The 18048-nt window shown below is 39.5% G+C and carries 20 protein-coding genes and 1 other RNA gene; 11 read left to right on the top strand and 10 right to left on the bottom strand.

Annotated features, from left to right (window positions below):
• Positions 1-21: 21 nt before the first annotated feature.
• Positions 22-1713 (bottom strand): M23 family metallopeptidase, encoded by a 1692-nt coding sequence (locus tag HCN54_RS07090; protein WP_167597142.1) that lies wholly within the window; start codon positions 1711-1713, stop codon positions 22-24.
• A 283-nt stretch (positions 1714-1996) separates the two neighbouring features.
• Here HCN54_RS07090 and HCN54_RS07085 point away from each other — a divergent pair, with 283 nt between their 5' ends.
• From HCN54_RS07085 to rny, 4 genes are all read left to right on the top strand, one after another.
• Positions 1997-2287 carry a hypothetical protein gene (locus HCN54_RS07085; protein WP_072981911.1) on the top strand — a complete coding sequence of 97 codons (291 nt, stop codon included), beginning with the start codon at positions 1997-1999 and terminating at the stop codon, positions 2285-2287.
• A 15-nt stretch (positions 2288-2302) separates the two neighbouring features.
• The gene (locus tag HCN54_RS07080) at positions 2303-2593 is read left to right on the top strand and encodes a cell division protein ZapA (RefSeq protein ID WP_072981913.1); all 291 of its coding nucleotides are present in this window, start codon (positions 2303-2305) and stop codon (positions 2591-2593) included.
• A 52-nt stretch (positions 2594-2645) separates the two neighbouring features.
• Positions 2646-2754, top strand: a non-coding RNA gene (ssrS, locus tag HCN54_RS07075) — 6S RNA.
• A gap of 46 nt (positions 2755-2800) precedes the next feature.
• Positions 2801-4369: a ribonuclease Y gene (rny, locus tag HCN54_RS07070; protein ID WP_167597141.1), complete on the top strand. Its 1569-nt coding sequence runs from the start codon at positions 2801-2803 to the stop codon at positions 4367-4369.
• A gap of 70 nt (positions 4370-4439) precedes the next feature.
• Here the strand turns inward: rny and HCN54_RS07065 are convergent, their stop codons facing one another.
• Positions 4440-5171, bottom strand: a complete 732-nt coding sequence (locus HCN54_RS07065) for a YebC/PmpR family DNA-binding transcriptional regulator (protein WP_167597140.1) — start codon at positions 5169-5171, stop codon at positions 4440-4442.
• A 96-nt stretch (positions 5172-5267) separates the two neighbouring features.
• Positions 5268-5552, bottom strand: a complete 285-nt coding sequence (locus HCN54_RS07060) for a 4a-hydroxytetrahydrobiopterin dehydratase (protein ID WP_167597139.1) — start codon at positions 5550-5552, stop codon at positions 5268-5270.
• Between the two features lie 150 nt (positions 5553-5702).
• Here HCN54_RS07060 and HCN54_RS07055 point away from each other — a divergent pair, with 150 nt between their 5' ends.
• Positions 5703-7169 carry an aminoacyl-histidine dipeptidase gene (locus tag HCN54_RS07055; RefSeq protein WP_167597138.1) on the top strand — a complete coding sequence of 489 codons (1467 nt, stop codon included), beginning with the start codon at positions 5703-5705 and terminating at the stop codon, positions 7167-7169.
• A 69-nt stretch (positions 7170-7238) separates the two neighbouring features.
• Here HCN54_RS07055 and HCN54_RS07050 read toward each other — a convergent pair whose 3' ends face one another.
• The 4 genes from HCN54_RS07050 to HCN54_RS07035 form a co-directional block, all read right to left on the bottom strand.
• Complete coding sequence (locus tag HCN54_RS07050) at positions 7239-7739, bottom strand: DUF4168 domain-containing protein (protein WP_167597137.1); 501 nt, start codon at positions 7737-7739, stop codon at positions 7239-7241.
• Positions 7740-7943: 204 nt separating this feature from the next.
• Positions 7944-9122, bottom strand: a complete 1179-nt coding sequence (locus tag HCN54_RS07045; protein WP_167597136.1) for a peptidylprolyl isomerase — start codon at positions 9120-9122, stop codon at positions 7944-7946.
• Positions 9123-9124: 2 nt separating this feature from the next.
• The gene (gene gldI / locus HCN54_RS07040) at positions 9125-9679 is read right to left on the bottom strand and encodes a gliding motility-associated peptidyl-prolyl isomerase GldI (protein WP_167597135.1); all 555 of its coding nucleotides are present in this window, start codon (positions 9677-9679) and stop codon (positions 9125-9127) included.
• The gene (locus HCN54_RS07035) at positions 9672-10688 is read right to left on the bottom strand and encodes a DHH family phosphoesterase (protein ID WP_167597134.1); all 1017 of its coding nucleotides are present in this window, start codon (positions 10686-10688) and stop codon (positions 9672-9674) included. The genes gldI and HCN54_RS07035 overlap by 8 nt, the downstream gene beginning before the upstream one ends.
• Positions 10689-10761: 73 nt before the next feature.
• On the opposite strand from HCN54_RS07035, the gene HCN54_RS07030 reads away from it, so the two are divergent.
• Entirely contained in the window at positions 10762-11769 is a 1008-nt protein-coding gene (locus HCN54_RS07030; protein WP_167597133.1) for an alkaline phosphatase D family protein, read from the top strand.
• A gap of 100 nt (positions 11770-11869) precedes the next feature.
• Positions 11870-12289, top strand: coding sequence for a nucleoside-diphosphate kinase (locus tag HCN54_RS07025; protein WP_072981932.1), 420 nt, complete (start codon positions 11870-11872; stop codon positions 12287-12289).
• A gap of 154 nt (positions 12290-12443) precedes the next feature.
• On the opposite strand, the gene HCN54_RS07020 is transcribed toward HCN54_RS07025, so the two are convergent.
• Genes HCN54_RS07020 through recF form a run of 3 tightly spaced genes read right to left on the bottom strand, consistent with a single transcriptional unit; the run spans position 12444 to position 14238 of the window.
• Positions 12444-12740 (bottom strand): DUF721 domain-containing protein, encoded by a 297-nt coding sequence (locus HCN54_RS07020; RefSeq protein ID WP_167597132.1) that lies wholly within the window; start codon positions 12738-12740, stop codon positions 12444-12446.
• The gene (locus HCN54_RS07015; RefSeq protein WP_167597131.1) at positions 12740-13162 is read right to left on the bottom strand and encodes a lipocalin family protein; all 423 of its coding nucleotides are present in this window, start codon (positions 13160-13162) and stop codon (positions 12740-12742) included. Before HCN54_RS07015 ends, HCN54_RS07020 begins: the two co-directional genes overlap by 1 nt.
• Positions 13159-14238 carry a DNA replication/repair protein RecF gene (recF, locus tag HCN54_RS07010; RefSeq protein WP_167597130.1) on the bottom strand — a complete coding sequence of 360 codons (1080 nt, stop codon included), beginning with the start codon at positions 14236-14238 and terminating at the stop codon, positions 13159-13161. The genes HCN54_RS07015 and recF overlap by 4 nt, the downstream gene beginning before the upstream one ends.
• A gap of 152 nt (positions 14239-14390) precedes the next feature.
• Between recF and HCN54_RS07005 the strand changes: the two genes are divergently transcribed.
• The 4 genes from HCN54_RS07005 (at position 14391) to mutL (ending at position 18034) form a co-directional block, all read left to right on the top strand.
• The gene (locus tag HCN54_RS07005; protein WP_072981939.1) at positions 14391-15155 is read left to right on the top strand and encodes a tetratricopeptide repeat protein; all 765 of its coding nucleotides are present in this window, start codon (positions 14391-14393) and stop codon (positions 15153-15155) included.
• Between the two features lie 14 nt (positions 15156-15169).
• Positions 15170-15661, top strand: coding sequence for a 6,7-dimethyl-8-ribityllumazine synthase (gene ribH / locus HCN54_RS07000; RefSeq protein WP_072981941.1), 492 nt, complete (start codon positions 15170-15172; stop codon positions 15659-15661).
• A gap of 106 nt (positions 15662-15767) precedes the next feature.
• Positions 15768-16046, top strand: a complete 279-nt coding sequence (locus HCN54_RS06995) for a riboflavin synthase subunit beta (RefSeq protein ID WP_072981942.1) — start codon at positions 15768-15770, stop codon at positions 16044-16046.
• A 101-nt stretch (positions 16047-16147) separates the two neighbouring features.
• Complete coding sequence (mutL, locus tag HCN54_RS06990; protein WP_167597129.1) at positions 16148-18034, top strand: DNA mismatch repair endonuclease MutL; 1887 nt, start codon at positions 16148-16150, stop codon at positions 18032-18034.
• Positions 18035-18048 lie beyond the last annotated feature (14 nt).

Raw genomic sequence — 18048 nt, 5'->3', positions numbered from 1 at the left:
AGGCTAGTGGTTCTCAATAGATTATTTTCGGTAGAAGGTTGCTTCAAAAGTTGTGCTGTTGCCTACATTATCTGTGACGATCAGTTTGAATTCGTGGGCGCCGCTCACACTTATGCCATCGCCAAAAGAATAGGTAAGCTGATTCTTTTTGTATTCATATTCCATCAAAGCAAATTTACCATTGATGGTCGCCCGGTAACTTTTGATACCGGTATCTTCATCAATAATTTTAAAATTGATTTCGTTTAAATTAGAAATCCATTTTCCGTCAGAAAAATCTAAAGACTGAATTTTAGGAGGTTTGGTATCTATGCCGACTTTAAAATCACCTAATGCGTTTATGGAGGCGGTAAGATGATCATTTTCCAGGCGTGCTCCTTCGTAGCGTAGCAGTCCGCGGTAATTGACGCGTCCTATATAAAGCTTCTCACGATCCTGAACGGCAAAGGCAGAAACATCATAAGCCAGGCGTATGTATTTATGTACCGGAATCAGATCTTCATCCAGATGTAGTGCGTCGGTATTCGCAGTAATATCTAAGTAGTAATCATCATAGAACGCACCTTCCGGAATAAAAACCTCCCAATCACCAACTTCAAAATTCTTGTAGGTGTCGGCTTCCACGAAATATGGAGTCGTTTTGATTTCTTTAGGCGTAAGAATGGGCTCTTTAGCAATAGTAATGGGAACCACAAGCGTTGATGTATTGCCTTGAATATCTTTAACTTTAATGGTATACACCGAAGCATTTCCATTTTGGGTAAGGTCGATCACACCTTTGTTCTTCTCGTAAGTAAAAATGCTCAAAGGGTTGTTGCGTTCTATAAAAAGTTTTTGCACCCGTTTGCGGTCACCTTCATAAAGTTCGTAATCAATCATTCGGTTAAGGTAGCGTGTTTCAGCAAAGGAGAATTGGTCCATTTTTACTTCCAAATACTTTTCGCCGTTAAAGCTGGTTTCAATGGAATAGATCCCGTTGCTATTATTAGCTCCGTCTTGCTGATCGATGGTTCCTAAGGCAAAACCAATCTGACCATAAGCACGTATTTTTTCAGCTAAAAAAGTGCCGTCAGGTTGTTTGGTAAAGCGTAATTCCTGACGTTTTTGAGATTGATTTACGTGGCTGGAATCAGACAAGGTATATACCACTAGATCTTTAAGAATAGGGTCTCGATGATCGGGCGCTTGAATGCCAAAAAGCTGGGCATTCAAGGGGCGCTCATTTTTATCTCGAATCTCAAAATGCAAGTGTGGGCCGCCGCTGCCGCCAGTGTTTCCACTATAAGCTACTAAATCACCCTGCGCGACCACAAGCTCATCAGGATTCGGAAATAATTCGACCTCATAATTTTCAGCTTCGTATTGCTTTTGTTTGACATAAGCTTCGATCGCAGGGCCATATTTGCTCAGGTGTCCATAAACAGTGGTATAACCATTAGGATGTGTGATGTATAAAGCTTTGCCATAACCATAATGCGAAACCTTAATACGGCTCACACACCCTGAGGCGCTGGCGACCACTTCAAGACCGGTTCGGTGTTGGGTTTTAATATCAAGACCACTATGAAAATGATTACTTCTGAGCTCGCCAAAAGTTCCCGCAAAAACGGTAGGTATTTTTAAAGGTTTAATGAAAGCATCCTGCGGAAGTTCGTTTTGAGCAAACAAAACATTTGCCGCGATACCAAAAAGGAATAAAAGTGATTTTTTCATAGAAAAGCTAAGATAATTATTTGAAGCGAACTTTAAATGATTAGCGCTTGCTTATGGTAGAATATTGTGCCGGTAATACAGCAATTTTTAAGGTTGAATGTGTCTTGATCTAAGGATTAAATCTTTAGTTTAAGTCTTGAATATCTAAATACTTCAAAGCCAAAAATTTAAATACCTAAACATTATTGTCAGCTATATACCTATTAAAAATAAAATAGATTGTATTGGGATATTAGTGCGCGAATGTTAACTTTGTGTGACTAAGCATTGTTAAATATAGGTTATGAGTGAACTGTTGGAGCGTGTTGATGCATTGCAAAATGTTATGAGCAAATTGGTGCACCGCTACCAAAAGCTTCAACGTAATCACGAGCTTTTAGAGGCTGAAAATCAGAAACTCAAGCTAGAACAACAAGAATTAAATGAGGTTCTTGCTAACTGGGAAGCAAAGTACAGTACACTCAAAGCTGCTAATGCAATGCTGGGCAGTAACGAATATAAACGGGAAACCAAGCTCAAAATAAATGCTATGATGCGAGAACTTGACGCGTGTATCGCGCAACTTGCAGATTAGACTTAAAAGGATCTCATGTCTGATTATTTAAAAATTAAATTGTCTATAGCAGACCGGGTTTATCCTTTAACTATAAAACCTCAACAGGAAGAAGGCTTACGTAAAGCGGCAAAGGAAATTGAGGCTATGATTAAAAAGTTTGAGCAAAGTTATGCTGTTAGAGATAAGCAAGATGTATTGGCCATGTGTGCCTTGCAATTCGCTTCAAAAGCTATACAACAGGATATGGACGGCGCAGGACAACATTCTGAAGCCATCGAACAACTTAAAAATTTAGAGTTGCTCGTTAAAAGTCAGCTATCCTAACGTTCTTTAAAATAGAATACTTACTGCCTACATTGGTTATATTTTTTGGTAAACTCAACACTATATTCTTTAAGAGGGATGAGTCTGAGTTGTAAAAGCGCGCCGTCTTTGAACGGATTCTTGATCAGCTCGTTAGTCCTATGATTTATTTTAAGGAGTTTACTCAAAACACTTCCATTGTAGGCTTTTTTTATATATACTAACTCAATGGGAAATACTGTACTAATAATCGTAGGTGTCATCTTAATAGCAGGCACACTGGGATTTTTACTAGCAAAATTGCTAGAGAAAAATAATGCCTCGCAAATCGTTAGCAACGCAAAAAAAGAAGCTGCTAATATTGTAAAGGAGGCTAAAAATGAGGGAGAGTCTCTTAAAAAAGATAAGATCCTTCAAGCTAAAGAAAAGTTTATCGAGCTTAAATCTGAGCACGAAAAAGTGATTCTTTCACGCGATAAGAAAATAAACGATGCCGAAAAACGCACTCGAGATAAGGAGTCTCAAGTAAGCAGCGAACTTGCCAAAAACAAAAAGCTGAACAAAGAGATTGAGGCTAAGGTAAAAGACTATGACGACCGCTTAGAATATCTTGATAAACGTCAGGCAGATATAGACAAACTACACGCAAGTAAGGTACAGCAGCTGGAGGTGATTTCCGGACTTTCTGCAGATGATGCTAAAGAACAGTTAGTTGAATCGCTTAAAGATCAGGCTAAAAGTGATGCGATGGCCTTTATTCAGAATGCTATGGAAGAAGCTAAGCTTACCGCAGAGCAAGATGCTAAAAAAGTCATCATCAATACCATTCAACGCATTGGTACTGAAGAAGCAGTAGAAAACTGTGTTTCTGTATTCAACTTAGAAAGTGATGATGTAAAAGGTAGAATTATTGGTCGTGAAGGCCGAAACATTCGTGCGATCGAAGCGGCTACCGGAGTTGAGATCATTGTTGATGATACTCCAGAGGCGATCATACTTTCTTGCTTTGATAGTGTGCGTCGGGAAGTAGCGAGACTTTCTTTACACAAATTAGTGACCGACGGTCGTATTCACCCGGCACGCATTGAAGAGGTGGTAAAGAAAACCACTAAACAAATAGAGCAAGAAATTGTTGAAGTAGGTAAGCGCACGGTAATTGATTTAGGTATTCACGGATTACATCCAGAATTGATCAAAGCTGTGGGTAGAATGAAATACCGTTCTTCTTACGGACAAAACTTATTACAACACAGTAGGGAAGTAGCAAAACTTTGTGCTACGATGGCTGCAGAATTAGGTATCAATCCTAAACTCGCCAAACGCGCCGGACTCTTGCACGATATTGGTAAAGTTCCGGAAACTGAAAGTGAAATGCCGCACGCACTATTAGGTATGGAGTGGGCAGAGAAATACGGTGAGAAACCTGATGTGTGCAATGCTATTGGAGCCCACCACGACGAGATCGAAATGAAAACCTTACTAGCGCCTATTGTTCAGGTGTGTGATGCGATCAGTGGTGCCCGACCTGGAGCGAGACGTCAGGTGTTAGATTCGTATATTCAGCGTTTAAAAGACCTTGAGGATATCGCTTTTGGATTTGCTGGAGTTAAGAAGGCTTACGCGATTCAAGCGGGTAGAGAGCTACGTGTAATCGTTGAAAGCGAAAAAGTAAACGACGAGAAAGCATCGGCGTTGTCTTTTGAAATTTCACAGAAAATTCAAACCGATATGACCTATCCGGGTCAGGTTAAGATCACCGTGATCAGAGAAACTCGAGCGGTGAATATTGCGAAATAAAAACCGCGAAATAGAGAGATAAAAAAGGAGCCAATGGGCTCCTTTTTTATTCGTTCAAATTGAAATCTTTTTATTCTTCACTTCCTGAAAAGCTTTCATCCATTGAGTGATATACGTTTTGTACGTCATCGTCTTCTTCAATTTTTTCTAAAAGCTTCTCAACATCTCCTGCCTCTTCGGGCGTAAGGGTTTTTGTTACCTGAGGAATTCGTTCAAAGCCACTAGAAAGGATTTCGTGGCCGGCTTCTTCAAGATAGGCCTGTAACGCTCCAAAGCTTCCAAAAGGACCGTAAATGATGATTCCGTCCTCGTCTTCAAAAACTTCTTCGGCACCGTAATCTATCAATTCCAGTTCGAGTTCTTCAGCATCAACACCTTCTGCGTTAATTCTAAAGTTACACGTATGATCAAACATAAACTCAACCGAACCTGAAGTACCTAGGTTTCCGTTACACTTATTAAAATACGAGCGAATGTTTGCTACCGTACGGTTATTGTTATCAGTAGCTGTCTCAATAAGAATAGCAATTCCGTGAGGCGCGTATCCTTCAAAAAGCACTTCTTTATAATCCCCTAGACTTTTATCGCTGGCACGTTTAATCGCGCGCTCGATATTGTCTTTAGGCATATTCACACTTTTGGCATTCTGTATAACGGCACGCAAGCGAGAGTTAGAATCAGGATCAGGACCGCCTTCTTTAACGGCCATTACAATATCTTTTCCTATTCGTGTAAAGGCTTTTGCCATTGCGCTCCAGCGCTTCATCTTACGAGCTTTTCTAAACTCAAATGCTCTTCCCATAATTCGGATTTTTAAAGGCGGTAAATTTAACAAAATTCAGCATTTCCAAAAGTCTATTTATAGATTTAAAATGAACCTTGAAACGCACCATATTGCTTAATTGCCTAACAATGCTTCAATAGTGTGCGCAAGCTTAAAATCTTTTTCTGTGAGTCCGCCGGCATCGTGGGTAGATAGCGATATGTTTAAAGTATTGTAAACATTAGTCCATTCTGGGTGATGTTGTTGTAATTCTGCTTCAAAAGCGATGCGGGTCATAGTTGCAAAGGCTTCTTTAAAATTCTCAAATTCAAAAGAGGTATGAATGGCATTGTCTTTATATTCCCAGCCTTCTAATTTGTCTAATCGCTCTTTTATGCTTCGTTCATCTAATTTTTTCATCGGTATAAATTTTAGTTGGTAAAAGTTAATTAGAGTTTACGCGCTGCTAAAGGATTTAACCAAGATTAACGTTTAAAACTTCGCTTAAAAACCAGTAGAATTTAAAAGCGGAAGAATGCTTATCCTGTACCTTTGCAAAAACAGATTATTATGACAAATAAAGATATACACCAGCTAGAGCCACAGGCAGTCTGGCAGAAGTTTGCAGACCTTAATGCCGTACCCCGAGCGTCTAAAAAAGAGGCTCGTGTGATCGCATTTATGCAGTCTTTTGGCGAAGAATTGAACTTGGAAACCTTTGTAGACGAAGTAGGAAATGTGATCATCAGAAAGCCTGCCACACCCGGATTTGAAGATCGGCAGACGGTGGTGATGCAATCGCATCTTGATATGGTGCATCAAAAAAATAATGCCACGCAGTTTGATTTTGATACCGAAGGAATCAAGATGAAAGTAGAAGGTGATTGGGTGAAGGCCGAAGGTACTACACTAGGAGCCGACAATGGTCTAGGTGTTGCGACCATTATGGCTCTTTTAGAAAGCACCGATATCCCACACCCTGCGCTTGAAGCGTTATTCACGATTGATGAAGAAACCGGAATGACCGGAGCGATGGGCCTTAAAGCGGGTGTATTGCAAGGTGATATCTTACTCAATTTGGATACCGAAGAAGATGACGAAATTGGCGTAGGTTGTGCCGGAGGGGTTGATATTACCGCTACGCGAACGTATAGCGAAGAAAAGGTTGCCAAAGGAAAAACAGCTTTTAAATTAACGGTTAATGGATTGCAAGGCGGCCATTCTGGGATGGATATCATTAAAGGTCTTGGCAATGCCAATAAATTTATGAATCGGTTTTTGCTTGACGGTTTTGAGAACTATGGATTGCAGATTGCTGAAATAAACGGTGGTGGGCTGCGTAATGCAATCCCTAGAGAAAGCATCGCTGTATTTTGTATTGATGAAATTTATACCGAAGCGTTTAAAGCAGATATTGCAGAATTTACCGAAACCCTTAAAGAGGAATATAAAACCTTAGAACCTAATTTAACTGTTACTTTAGAAGCTCAAGAGTTACCAGAAACCGTTATGAATCTTGGGGTTCAAGAAGGTTTGTTAAAAGCTTTACAAGCGGCCTGGAACGGTGTTTACCGTATGAGTCCTGATATTGAGGGTCTGGTAGAAACATCTAATAATGTAGCGCGCGTAAATGTAAAGGATGGAAATATAGAGGTTTTATGTTTGACGCGATCGTCTGTAGAATCTTCGCGTACAGATCTTGCCAATACCATTCGCAGTGTATTTGAACTTATAGGATGTGAGGTGGAATTGTCAGGAGAATATCCGGGGTGGAAGCCTAATATGGACAGTCCGATTTTAAAGGTTTTGGTTGAAAAATACACAAATTTAAATAACGAAGCTCCTCACGTTGCCGCCTGTCACGCCGGCTTAGAATGTGGAATTTTAGGGCAAAATTATCCGGAGATGGATATGATCTCTTTTGGTCCTACCATACGCGGAGCGCACTCGCCTGATGAACGTGCAAGTATTTCTTCAGTACAGAAATTCTGGGTGTTTGTGCAGGAAATTTTAAAAGATATTCCGGTGAAGAAATAGTCGGAAATTTTGAGATAAAAAAAAGGGAGCTGAATTTCAGCTCCCTTTTCATTTTATGCAGTTCAGAATTTATCCTTCTGTTTGTTTCTTCATCATAATTCCTTGAAACTTCTTCTGAAGTTCTTTATCCTGCTGAAGTGCCATTGCTACGGCTTTATAACGATCTAAAGTTAAACCGTGCTCTTCAATGATGCCCGCCATTTTAGTCTCTAATGCAGGTTGCATCTTTTTTAATTCGGCAAGTACAGCAGCGTGCTTTTTTAACTCTTCATCTGTTGCTTCTACCTCAGTTTCCGGATTCATTTGTGCTTTTTGAATTTCGGTAAAACGTTGTACATCTAAACCTTCAGTTTTTATAATGCCCATCATTTCCTGTTGCGCGGCTTGATTCTCTACCTGTACTTCTTGAAATGCATCAGCAAATTTTGTAAGCTCAGCAGTACTGATCGAAGTTTGTGCTTGAGCAGTAGCAGCAGCCGGTAATTGTTGTGCTTTTGCTGCGGTACTTAAACCACCTACAAGCGCCCCGGTTAATGCTAGTGTTATAATATTCTTTTTGAATGTAATCATTGTTGTTTCTTTTTATATGAACAAACAAGTATAGGCAAAGGTGTTGCCAATTCATCGCATTTAAGGAAAAGAAGCTAGTTTTTTAGAAGAGCTTAACAGAAAGCGCCCCTTGTATTAACATTTGGTAGGAAAGTTAACAATTTTGCGAGATGACAATCGCGGATAGCACTCATAAATAAACCGCCAATTCAGGCGGTTTATTAGTTATTCAGTTTCAGTTTCGCGATCATCAACCAACTCGATCTCAAACACGAGATTGGTCCTTGGTGGAATAATACGATATCCGCGTTCACCATAGCCTAAATAATAAGGAATGAACAATGTAGCTTTGTCCCCGTAGTTGAGTTGTTGCACACCCTCTTTAAAACCGGCGATCATCTGAGCTTCTGGACCATATGGAATTTCAGTAGGACCGTACATTTCTTCTTTAGGGCGGGTTTGCATATCCCATTTTTCAGCGTAAGCTTTCATACTGCTGTCAAAGAGTTCGCCATCCTCAAAATATCCTGCATAATTTACTTTGACCATTTGCGAACGTTTGGGTTTTTCATCGCTTCCTTTTTCGGAAATAAAGATCGCTAGTCCGCTTTCTAAGGTATCCGCCTGTTGACGCTGTTCTTCAAAAAGGGCGCGTTGTTCTTCTTTCAATTGCTCTTTAGCTCGTGCGGCTTCGGCAAGTTCTTCGGCGCGTTTATCAATTTCTTCCGTAAAAACTTCAGGAGCTTCAAAGTGTCTTGCATCTTTCCCTTTGCGAATGATACGTACCGATTCCATCGTAACAGGACGCATAGGTTTTCCGCGGCGCGCATCTTTCATTTCAACTTCGGTGATCGCTTTTAAAACATCAAAACCAAGTACAAGTTGGCCAAATACCGTATGACAGCCTATTTGAGGATTCTCACAATTCTTAAGGTTATTTTCAGCATCATAACCATCAAGGTGTGGAGTAGGGGCATCCGTGATAAAAAACTGACTTCCGTTGGTTCCGTAGCCCGAGTTAGCCATAGATAAAACGCCGATGGTATCGTGTTTGAGTTCAGGACTAAATTCGTCATGAAATTTATATCCGGGACTGCCACTACCGGTTCCGTTGGGATCTCCGCCTTGAATCATAAAATCTTTGATGATTCGATGAAACTTGATGCCATCATAATACGGTTTCCCTTTGTAAATAGAATCAGCAAGCGGATTGTTTCCTTCAGCAAGAGATACAAAGTTGGCCACTGCCGCCGGCACCTGATCGTAAAAAAGCTGAACAACCATAGTGCCTTTATTGGTTTTGATTTCGGCATACAAACCGTTATCAAGATCGGGGTATTGCTCATCAGAACAAGAAACAAGCGCAAAAAGAATTAAGAATGTAAAAAGAAGGGCTTTCCTCATAATTAATTTTCAGAATTTCCGGGTTTAATATCGTTGAGGGTAACGGTGGTTTGAATAGGAAGGTTTGAACCTATTTTATCTTCAAAACCATAGTACCCAAAAGCTTTATGCGAAGGAAGCAAAAAAGTCACAGTCTCACCTTCTTTCATAAGCTTTAAGCCGTCTTTAAGGCCTGAAATAAGTTCTTGATTGCTTTGTTCTATTTGGTAAGTCTGCGTGCCTAGTTCTGCTTTAGAAACAATTGAAGCGCCGTTAAGAGCATTGATCTCATAATCAAAAGTTACCAAATCTCCGGTTTGCGCAGTGGGCAATGCGGTAGTATCTCTGGAATTGTAATAATACCAAAAGCCTTTATCAGAAGCGAAATATTCAACTTCAGGATTTTGAGCCATCAGCTCTTTGATGGCTGTTTCTTCTGCTTTATTCAATTTTTTGTTGCGCGCAATAGAAGCGTCAATATAGGAGCCTGAAGAATGGCTCACCGGTCTCCTGGCTTCTGGAGTTTTACAACTGATCACAAAAAGAATCAGCAGTAGTGCGCATATTGATCTATTCATTAAGAGCTTCTTTGTATTGAGGTAATATACTAATAAAATAAGCAACAGTATCTTCTAATGAGCGATCACTTTTACCACCGGCGGCATTGGTATGCCCACCACCTTCAAAATGTTCACGTGCCATTAAATTCACAGAAAAATCACCTTTAGAACGCAAAGAGATCTTAATTATTCCCTCCTGCTTATTTTCGATAAAGATTAATGCTAACACCGTGTTTTCGAGCGACAAGCCGTAGTTTACAAAACCCTCAGTATCTCCTTTTTGAAAATCGTGCGCGTCAAGTTCTTCTTGCGACAACGTGATATAGGCCGCATGGTATTCTTCAAGACGATGCAGGTTTGTCAAAGCAGTACCCAGCAATTGCATTCGGGAGAAATTATTGGCGTCATATATCTTCTCGTGGATCAATGCGTTATCTGCGCCTTTAGCGATAAGAGCAGCGATAACCTGATGCGTTGTAGCCGTGGTAGAACGAAATCTAAATGAGCCTGTATCGGTCATAATTCCTGTGTATAAACACGTGGCCATATCAGCATCGATCAGATCAGTTACTTCAAGCATCTCAAAGGTATGGTAAACCATCTGGCAGGTAGCGCAAACACTGGTGTCACTATAAGTTACAACAGCATAATCATCAGGTTGCTGATGATGATCGATCATCACAAATTGGGCACTTGAGTTTTGTAAGGCAGGTTCCATTTCGGCAACTCGTGAAAGGGCATTGAAGTCTAATGTGAATATAAGATCAGCCTCGTTGATGAGCCGTACCGCCTTTTTATTCTGAAGATCGAATTTGACCACCGTATCCTCGTACGGGAGCCATTTTAAAAATTTAGGATAATCGTTAGGCGAGACCACGTGTGCTTTGTGTCCTGTTTTTACTAAATATTGATAGAGTGCCAGTGTAGATCCCATAGCATCACCGTCTGGATTTTTATGGGGAACAATCACAATTTTTTTTGGCGTAGCCAATAGCTCTTTAAGAACAGCTAATTCTGATGCTTTCATAGGAGGCGAATATACAATTTCTTCATCTAGGCTTAATGTGAGATGCCTTATTTTTGGGCCAAACACAAATATTATGAGATTGAAAATAAAAGCATTTTTTGCTTTGATGCTGTGCTTCAATTTGTACAGCGCGCTTTTGGCACAAACGAGCACTAATTTTAAAATTCTATTTGGTTCGTGTAATAAGGTTGATTTGCCCAATCCATTTTGGGAAGATATGAATGCTCGCAACGCTGATCTGTTTATTTGGGGTGGTGATGTGATCTATGCAGATACTGAAGATATGGATAAAATGAAAGCGATGTATGCTAAACAATTAGCCAATACTGCATACCGCAATTTTATTGAAGAGCTACCGGTTATGGGCACGTGGGATGATCACGATTATGGCATTAATGACGGTGGAGCTGCCTACGCTAAAAAGCAGCAAAGTCAGCAGTTGTTCTTAGATTTCATAGGAACTTCTAAAGATGCACCTGCGCGTAGCAGAGAAGGCGTATATGCCGCCAGAACCTTTGTTAAAGCCGGTAAAACTATCAAAATTATTGTACTTGATACACGGTATTTTAGAACCGACTTAGCACCTTCAACCAATCCCGAAAAGCGGTATCGAAAAATTAAAAGAGGAACCATTTTAGGTGCAGCGCAATGGGAGTGGTTTAAAGAGGAACTCGCCGAGTCCACGGATTTTACAATCATAATGAGCAGTATTCAGTTGCTGAGCGCTCAACACGGTTTTGAAACTTGGGGAAACCTGCCTAAAGAGGTGAAACGTTTTGAAAAGGCCTTGAATAAATCAAAGGCGCAGGCTGTTTTGGTTTTGAGTGGTGACCGTCATATTTCTGAATTCTCAAGGAAAAAAGTTAAAGGTCTGGATTACCCTTTGATCGACTTTACTTCTAGCGGACTTACGCATTCGTATACCGAATATGATGGGGAACCTAATAGGTATCGCATAGGAAACGTAGTAAGCACCCGCAGTTATGGAATGGTTGATGTTGACTTAGAATCGAATCGTATTGCTATGAAAATCATAGGAGTAGGAGGTGAAATCTTAGGTGAATTACAACAGGACTATTAATAATCGTAAAGCTTTTAGCTATTGTAATTAAAAGAATTACTTTTGCAGCGATTTTAAAAACAGAAAATTCCGCTTTAGCGAAATTATTAAAACACAAAAAATGGCAACAAACAGAACGTTTACCATGATTAAGCCCGATGCTGTTGAAGATGGACACATTGGAGCAATACTAGAAAAAATTACAGCTTCAGGATTTCGTATCGTAGCTTTAAAATTAACTCAAATGACTGTAGCAGATGCGCAAGAGTTCTACGCAGTACACAGTGAGCGTCCTTTTTACGGAGAGCTTGTTGAGTTTATGAGCAGAGGTCCTATTGTTGCGGCTATCTTAGAAAAAGAAAATGCTGTTGAAGATTTTAGAACGCTTATAGGTGCTACTAATCCTGCTGATGCTGCGGAAGGAACAATTAGAAAAATGTATGCTAAGTCTGTAGGAGAAAACGCAGTTCACGGAAGTGACAGCGATGAAAATGCAGCAATTGAAGGTGCATTTCACTTTTCAGGAAGAGAGATGTTCTAATACAATTAGAATTTGAAATATTTACTCAAGGCAGAGTACTTGAGCTATTGCTAGTAATAAATTTCAAATTTTAGGCAAGCTTATGGAGGTTAATCTCTTTAGCGATGCTAATAAAAAAAAGCGGCTTAATTGCCGCTTTTTTTATGGTCTAGAACTACCTTAAAACAAGTTTTGTAATAATTTCTTTGCCCAATTCTTCATTGAGATTGCGCATAATTTTTTCTTTCCCATAACTCAATTCTTCGCGCAATACAGACGAACTTAATTGCACTATGAGTCGGTCGTTATCCAGCTTGATCTGTGTGGTGTATTTTGCTATTGCCGGGCCCATCACATCGCACCAAGCATCGGCGACATTGACTTTATCAAAGCCTTTTTGTAGTTTATTAGTTTCAACAAATGCTCCAAGTACATCTTTTATAGATTTAGGATCTGCGTCACGTTGTGCCATTAATCAGTAATATTTATTTTTTCAAATTTTTTATAAGAATAGATCATTCCGCGATCGTTTTTAACTTTAAGAAGTTCGTCGTTTGCTTCCAGAACCGTCTCTGTCCATTCAGCAAAAGGCGTGCTGTAGTTTAAACGTAGGGAATCTTCTATTATTCTAACTGTTATCTTTTCTTGTGTTTCACTGTTCACAAAAGTCCCGTCAATACGCGGAAGCACTTTGGTTCTAAATCCTACAGAATCTTCAACCTCAATATAGTCTATGCGCTCATTAAATTTGTAGCCTCTATCCTCACCGTACGGCGTTTCAACCTTTTCAATTTCCCAATAGCCATTCAGATGTTGCAATTGCACCTTAGGATCGTTTTTTCCGCAGGAAATTAATGTAAGTATTACGAGTATAAAGAATCCGGTTTTCTTCAAAGTTTAAAGAGTTTATAGGTTTGGTGAATTTCTTTTACAATAGCTTCAGTACGATCAGCGTGCGTATCACTTATAAAGAGTTGGCCAAAATTATCATCATTAACCAAGTCGATAATTTGCGTCACCCTGCTTTCGTCTAATTTATCAAAAATATCATCTAGCAATAAGATTGGGGTCGTATTGCTTTGTGCTTTGATAAAATCAAATTGTGCCAGTTTTAATGCGATGAGATATGATTTTTGCTGACCTTGACTACCAAATTTCTTAATAGGATGACTTTCAATTTTAAAACTCAGATCGTCGCGGTGTGTGCCCACACTCGTGTATTGTAACGCGCGATCTTTTTTAAGGTTTTCTTCAAATAATTGACTTAAAGGGGTATCGTTAAGCTGACTTTTGTATTTCAATTTTACCGCCTCTTTATCTCCGCTTATGGCCGCATATCGCTTTTTAAATATGGGAGTAAAGTCTTCTAAGAACTTCGTACGCTTGGTATGCAGCACCGTTCCCAGTTCGTGCATTTGTTGGTTATAAATAGAAAGTGTATCAGCGTTGAACGTATGATTAGCGTTAAAGTATTTGAGTAACGCATTCCGTTGAGAAAGTGTTTTGTTGTACTTTATAAGAGTATCTAAATAGGCTTTATCACTCTGGGAAATCACACCATCCATAAATTTACGGCGGGTTTCACTTCCTTCGATGATCAAATCCCGGTCTGCAGGCGAAATTATCACTAAAGGTAAAAAACCAATATGGTCTGAAAATCGCTCATAGATCTTGCCGTTGCGTTTGATCACTTTTTTTTGCCCGCGCTTTGCGCTTACGATTACTTTTTCATCCCGATCGTTTTTGTCATAAATACCGTCGATCACAAAAAAATCAGCTTGGTGATTAATATTCTGTGTAGTAATTGGGTTAAAATAGCTTTTGCCAAAGCTTAAATGGTAGATCGCATCAAGCACATTAGTTTTTCCCACGCCATTATTACCTACAAAACAGTTAATTTTAGCATCGAATGTAAAGGATGCAGATTCAAAATTTTTATAGTTAATAAGCGATAAGGCTTTAAGAATCATAATTAAAAATGAGGTTTGAAATGCGCTAAACCCTTGATAAACAAATGTTTGTTTTAGTGTGGTGCCGCTTGCAAATTATTGAAAAATAACAAAACAATACGCTATTAATATTCAATAAAAATTTTATTTTTGCGCCCAACAAAAGTTAAAGTATGGCAACATATCAAAAAAGAGGTTACAAACCCAAGACTAAAGAAGAAGTAGAGGAGCATGTGCAAGAAGAAAGCACAACTGCAGAAGTTTTTGAATCCTTAGATGAAGGTGCTTCAAAAACCGAAGCTTGGGTAGAAAATAACCAGAAGCCAATATTTATTGGTATTGCTGTTATCGTTGTTGCCGTTTTAGGTTACTTGGCGTTTGAAAAATTCATTCAAGAGCCTAAAGAACTTGAAGCGTCAAACGAGATGTATCAAGCACAAAACTATTTTAACGAAGCTGTAGAAGGTAGTGTAGCAAAAGATTCTCTTTTCAATCTTGCGCTTTCTGGAGGTGAAGGTAAATATGGATTCTTAGATATTATTGATAACTACGGAAGTACAAAAGCAGGGAACCTTGCACATTATTATGCGGGGATGGCTTATCTGAATACAAATAAGTATCAAGAGGCAATAGATCAATTAGACGCTTTTGAGAGCGAGGATGCGATGTTAGCGCCTCTAGCTAAAGGAGCGATCGGTGATGCATTTATGCAGCTTGATCAACCTGAAGAAGCCTTGTCTTATTATGAAGAAGCAGCATCTAAAAGTGAAAATAACTTTGTTGCGCCGCGTTTCTTATTAAAAGCAGCAAAGGTTGCTATTTCTTTAGATGAAAATGATAAAGCTGTTTCTTTCTTAAATAGAATTGAAGAAGATTATAGCGAATCTGCAGAAGCTGGTGAAGTACCTCTTTTGTTAGGCGTTGCAGGCGCTGAATAATTAAAAATATAAATATGGCTACAACAGACTTGTCTGTTTACGATAAAGCAACAATCCCAAATGCGAAAGATTTTCGGTTTGGGATTGTTGTTTCAGAATGGAATGATAAAATCACCGAAGGTCTTTTTCAAGGTGCTTTTGACACGTTTATAGACTGCGGTGTAAAAAAGGAAAACATCGTTAGATGGAATGTTCCCGGAAGTTTTGAACTGATCTATGGTTGCAAAAAAATGCAACAGAGTTACGATATGCTTGATGCTGTTATCGCAGTTGGTAGCGTGATTCAAGGGCAGACCAAGCATTTTGATTTTGTGTGTGAAGGCGTAACGCAAGGGATCAAAGATCTTAACATTCAGAGTGATATTCCTGTGATTTTCTGCGTACTTACTGATAATACGATGCAGCAGGCTGTAGACCGCAGTGGTGGTCAGCACGGAAATAAAGGAGTAGAGGCTGCTGTGGCTGCGATCAAAATGGCGCAACTGCGCAAAGACGCCCGTTTTTAAAAAGAATTCTCTATATTCTTAGTTGGAATGCTTTTTGTATTTCACATCTAAGAGAAAGTTGTTTTTATACGCTTTCCTTTTATTGTAACTTTGAAATTTAGGAATTATGGGAGTTTTAAAAACACGCAAAAACAAGAAATACAGCTACAGTCCTCGTTATTACGAGGGAGAAGGGAGTCCGTTTAAATTAGAGTCAAAATTTGATCAGTATCGTAAAGCTACCTTAGAGAATAAAGGTCTTAAGAAAAAGTTCACTACGGCCTTGGACGACTTTAAATACAATAAAGATGAACGGGCAAACAAGATTACGTTGATCATCTTAATGGTTCTTGTATTTCTCTTTTTATACATCATCGATTTTGATCTAAGTATATTTTTTGGCTAGTTGTTGCTTCCCATAAACCGTATCGATTAAAAATTTTTTACACCCATTTCCGTCAGCTTTATTTTGCTGAACGTTTATGGGTGTTTATGTAAAACTACCAGATGTCTGATATCATAAAACTTTTACCTGATCACGTTGCCAACCAGATTGCTGCTGGAGAAGTAGTGCAGCGGCCGGCTTCGGTGGTAAAAGAGTTATTAGAAAACGCCATAGATGCAGGAGCGACCACCATCAAATTAGTGGTTAAAGATGCCGGAAGAACCTTAATACAGGTTATTGACGATGGAAAGGGTATGAGTCCCACAGATGCTCGTTTGAGTTTTGAACGTCACGCTACTTCAAAAATCATTGCTGCAGATGATCTCTTTGCGTTAAGCACTAAAGGGTTTAGAGGGGAAGCCTTAGCTTCTATCGCTGCGGTAGCACACGTAGATCTCAAAACCAAGCCCGAAGATGAAGAGGTAGGAACGCGTATTGAGATTGAAGGAAGTACGATAAAAAATCAAGAGGTCTGTGCAGCGCCTAAAGGAACTTCGATAGCGGTAAAAAACTTGTTTTTTAATATTCCCGCAAGGCGGAATTTTTTAAAATCAGATGCCGTTGAATTACGGCATGTGATTGACGAATTTCAGCGCGTAGCCTTGGCACATGAGGCGATCGCTTTTGTGCTGTATCACAATGACAGTGAACTTTTCAACCTTCCTAAAACGAATAAGCGTCAGCGTATCGTGGGAGTTTTCGGCCCCAAAACAAATGAGAAATTGGTTCCTGTTTCTGAAGAAACAGAAATTGTGAATATTGACGGGTTTATCATTAAACCTGAGTTTTCAAAAAAAACCAAAGGGGAGCAGTTTTTCTTTGTAAACGATCGCTTTATTAAGCATCCGTATCTCAACCATTCGGTTAGTGCGGCGTTTGATGGTTTGCTTCCTGATCGCGCTCGTGCCAGTTATTTTATCTATCTAAAGGTAAATCCTAAAACCATTGATATCAATATTCACCCCACTAAAACCGAGGTGAAGTTTGAAGATGAGCACGCGATCTATACCCTTTTGAGAGCTGCCGTTAAGCACAGTCTGGGGCAGTTTAATATCGCGCCGATTCTTGATTTTAATCGAGAGTCAAATATGGATACACCATACTCGTACAAAAACAAGGAAGCTCAAGTACCTAAGGTTGAAGTGGATCGTCATTTCAATCCGTTTGAACAAGAGCAGAAAGTGAAAACAAGTGGTTTTAGCAGTGCACCAAATTATGAAAAGAAAAGTGCTGCCGGTTGGGAAAATTTGTATGCCGGACTTGATAGAAAAAACGACACCAGCAATTTTAGTCACGTTGAAATTGAAAACGAGCCGGAGGCCGAATCTCTTTTTGTAGAACAGGAAAGTAAAGGCTTTAGTGAGGCTAAGGAGACCGAAAGTGATTCGGCTAATACCTATCAATTACACAATAAATATATTGTAAGCGCGATTAAAAGCGGGATGATGCTCATAGACCAGAGTCGAGCGCATCAGCGGGTACTGTATGAAGAATTCCTTCGGAATATTACGGTAAAAGAATCGGTAAGTCAGCAGCTATTGTTTCCGCTACGTTTAGACTTTTCAGCTTCAGAAATTGATATTTTAAAAGAATTAAAGGATTCTTTAGAAAATACAGGCTTCGCCCTAAGTATGCCTGAGGCCGGCGTTTTAGAAGTTTCAGGTATTCCTGCGAGTATTCAAGAAAGTGAGGTTTCTATTGTGTTAGAGCAACTTTTAAGCGATGTGGAACAAGAGGTTCCGGATACCGGTTTTAGCCAGACTGATGTGCTCGCCAAGAGTATGGCAAAAAGTATGGCGGTGAAAACCGGTGAAAAGTTAGATGAGCTTTCTAGAGAGCATTTAGTAAATAAACTTTTTGCGTGTACAGAGCCAACCTTGTCTCCTTTTCTTAAAAAAACGTTTATTACGCTTACAATAGACGAGCTGGATCGTAAATTTAACGCATAATTAAAAGCGCTTGT

The organism is Leeuwenhoekiella sp. ZYFB001 (assembly GCF_011784865.1).
GTDB classification, from domain to species: Bacteria; Bacteroidota; Bacteroidia; order Flavobacteriales; family Flavobacteriaceae; genus Leeuwenhoekiella; species Leeuwenhoekiella palythoae.
The sequence above is the reverse complement of the archived record's forward strand: the minus strand, read 5'-3'. Positions and strand labels throughout refer to the sequence as shown.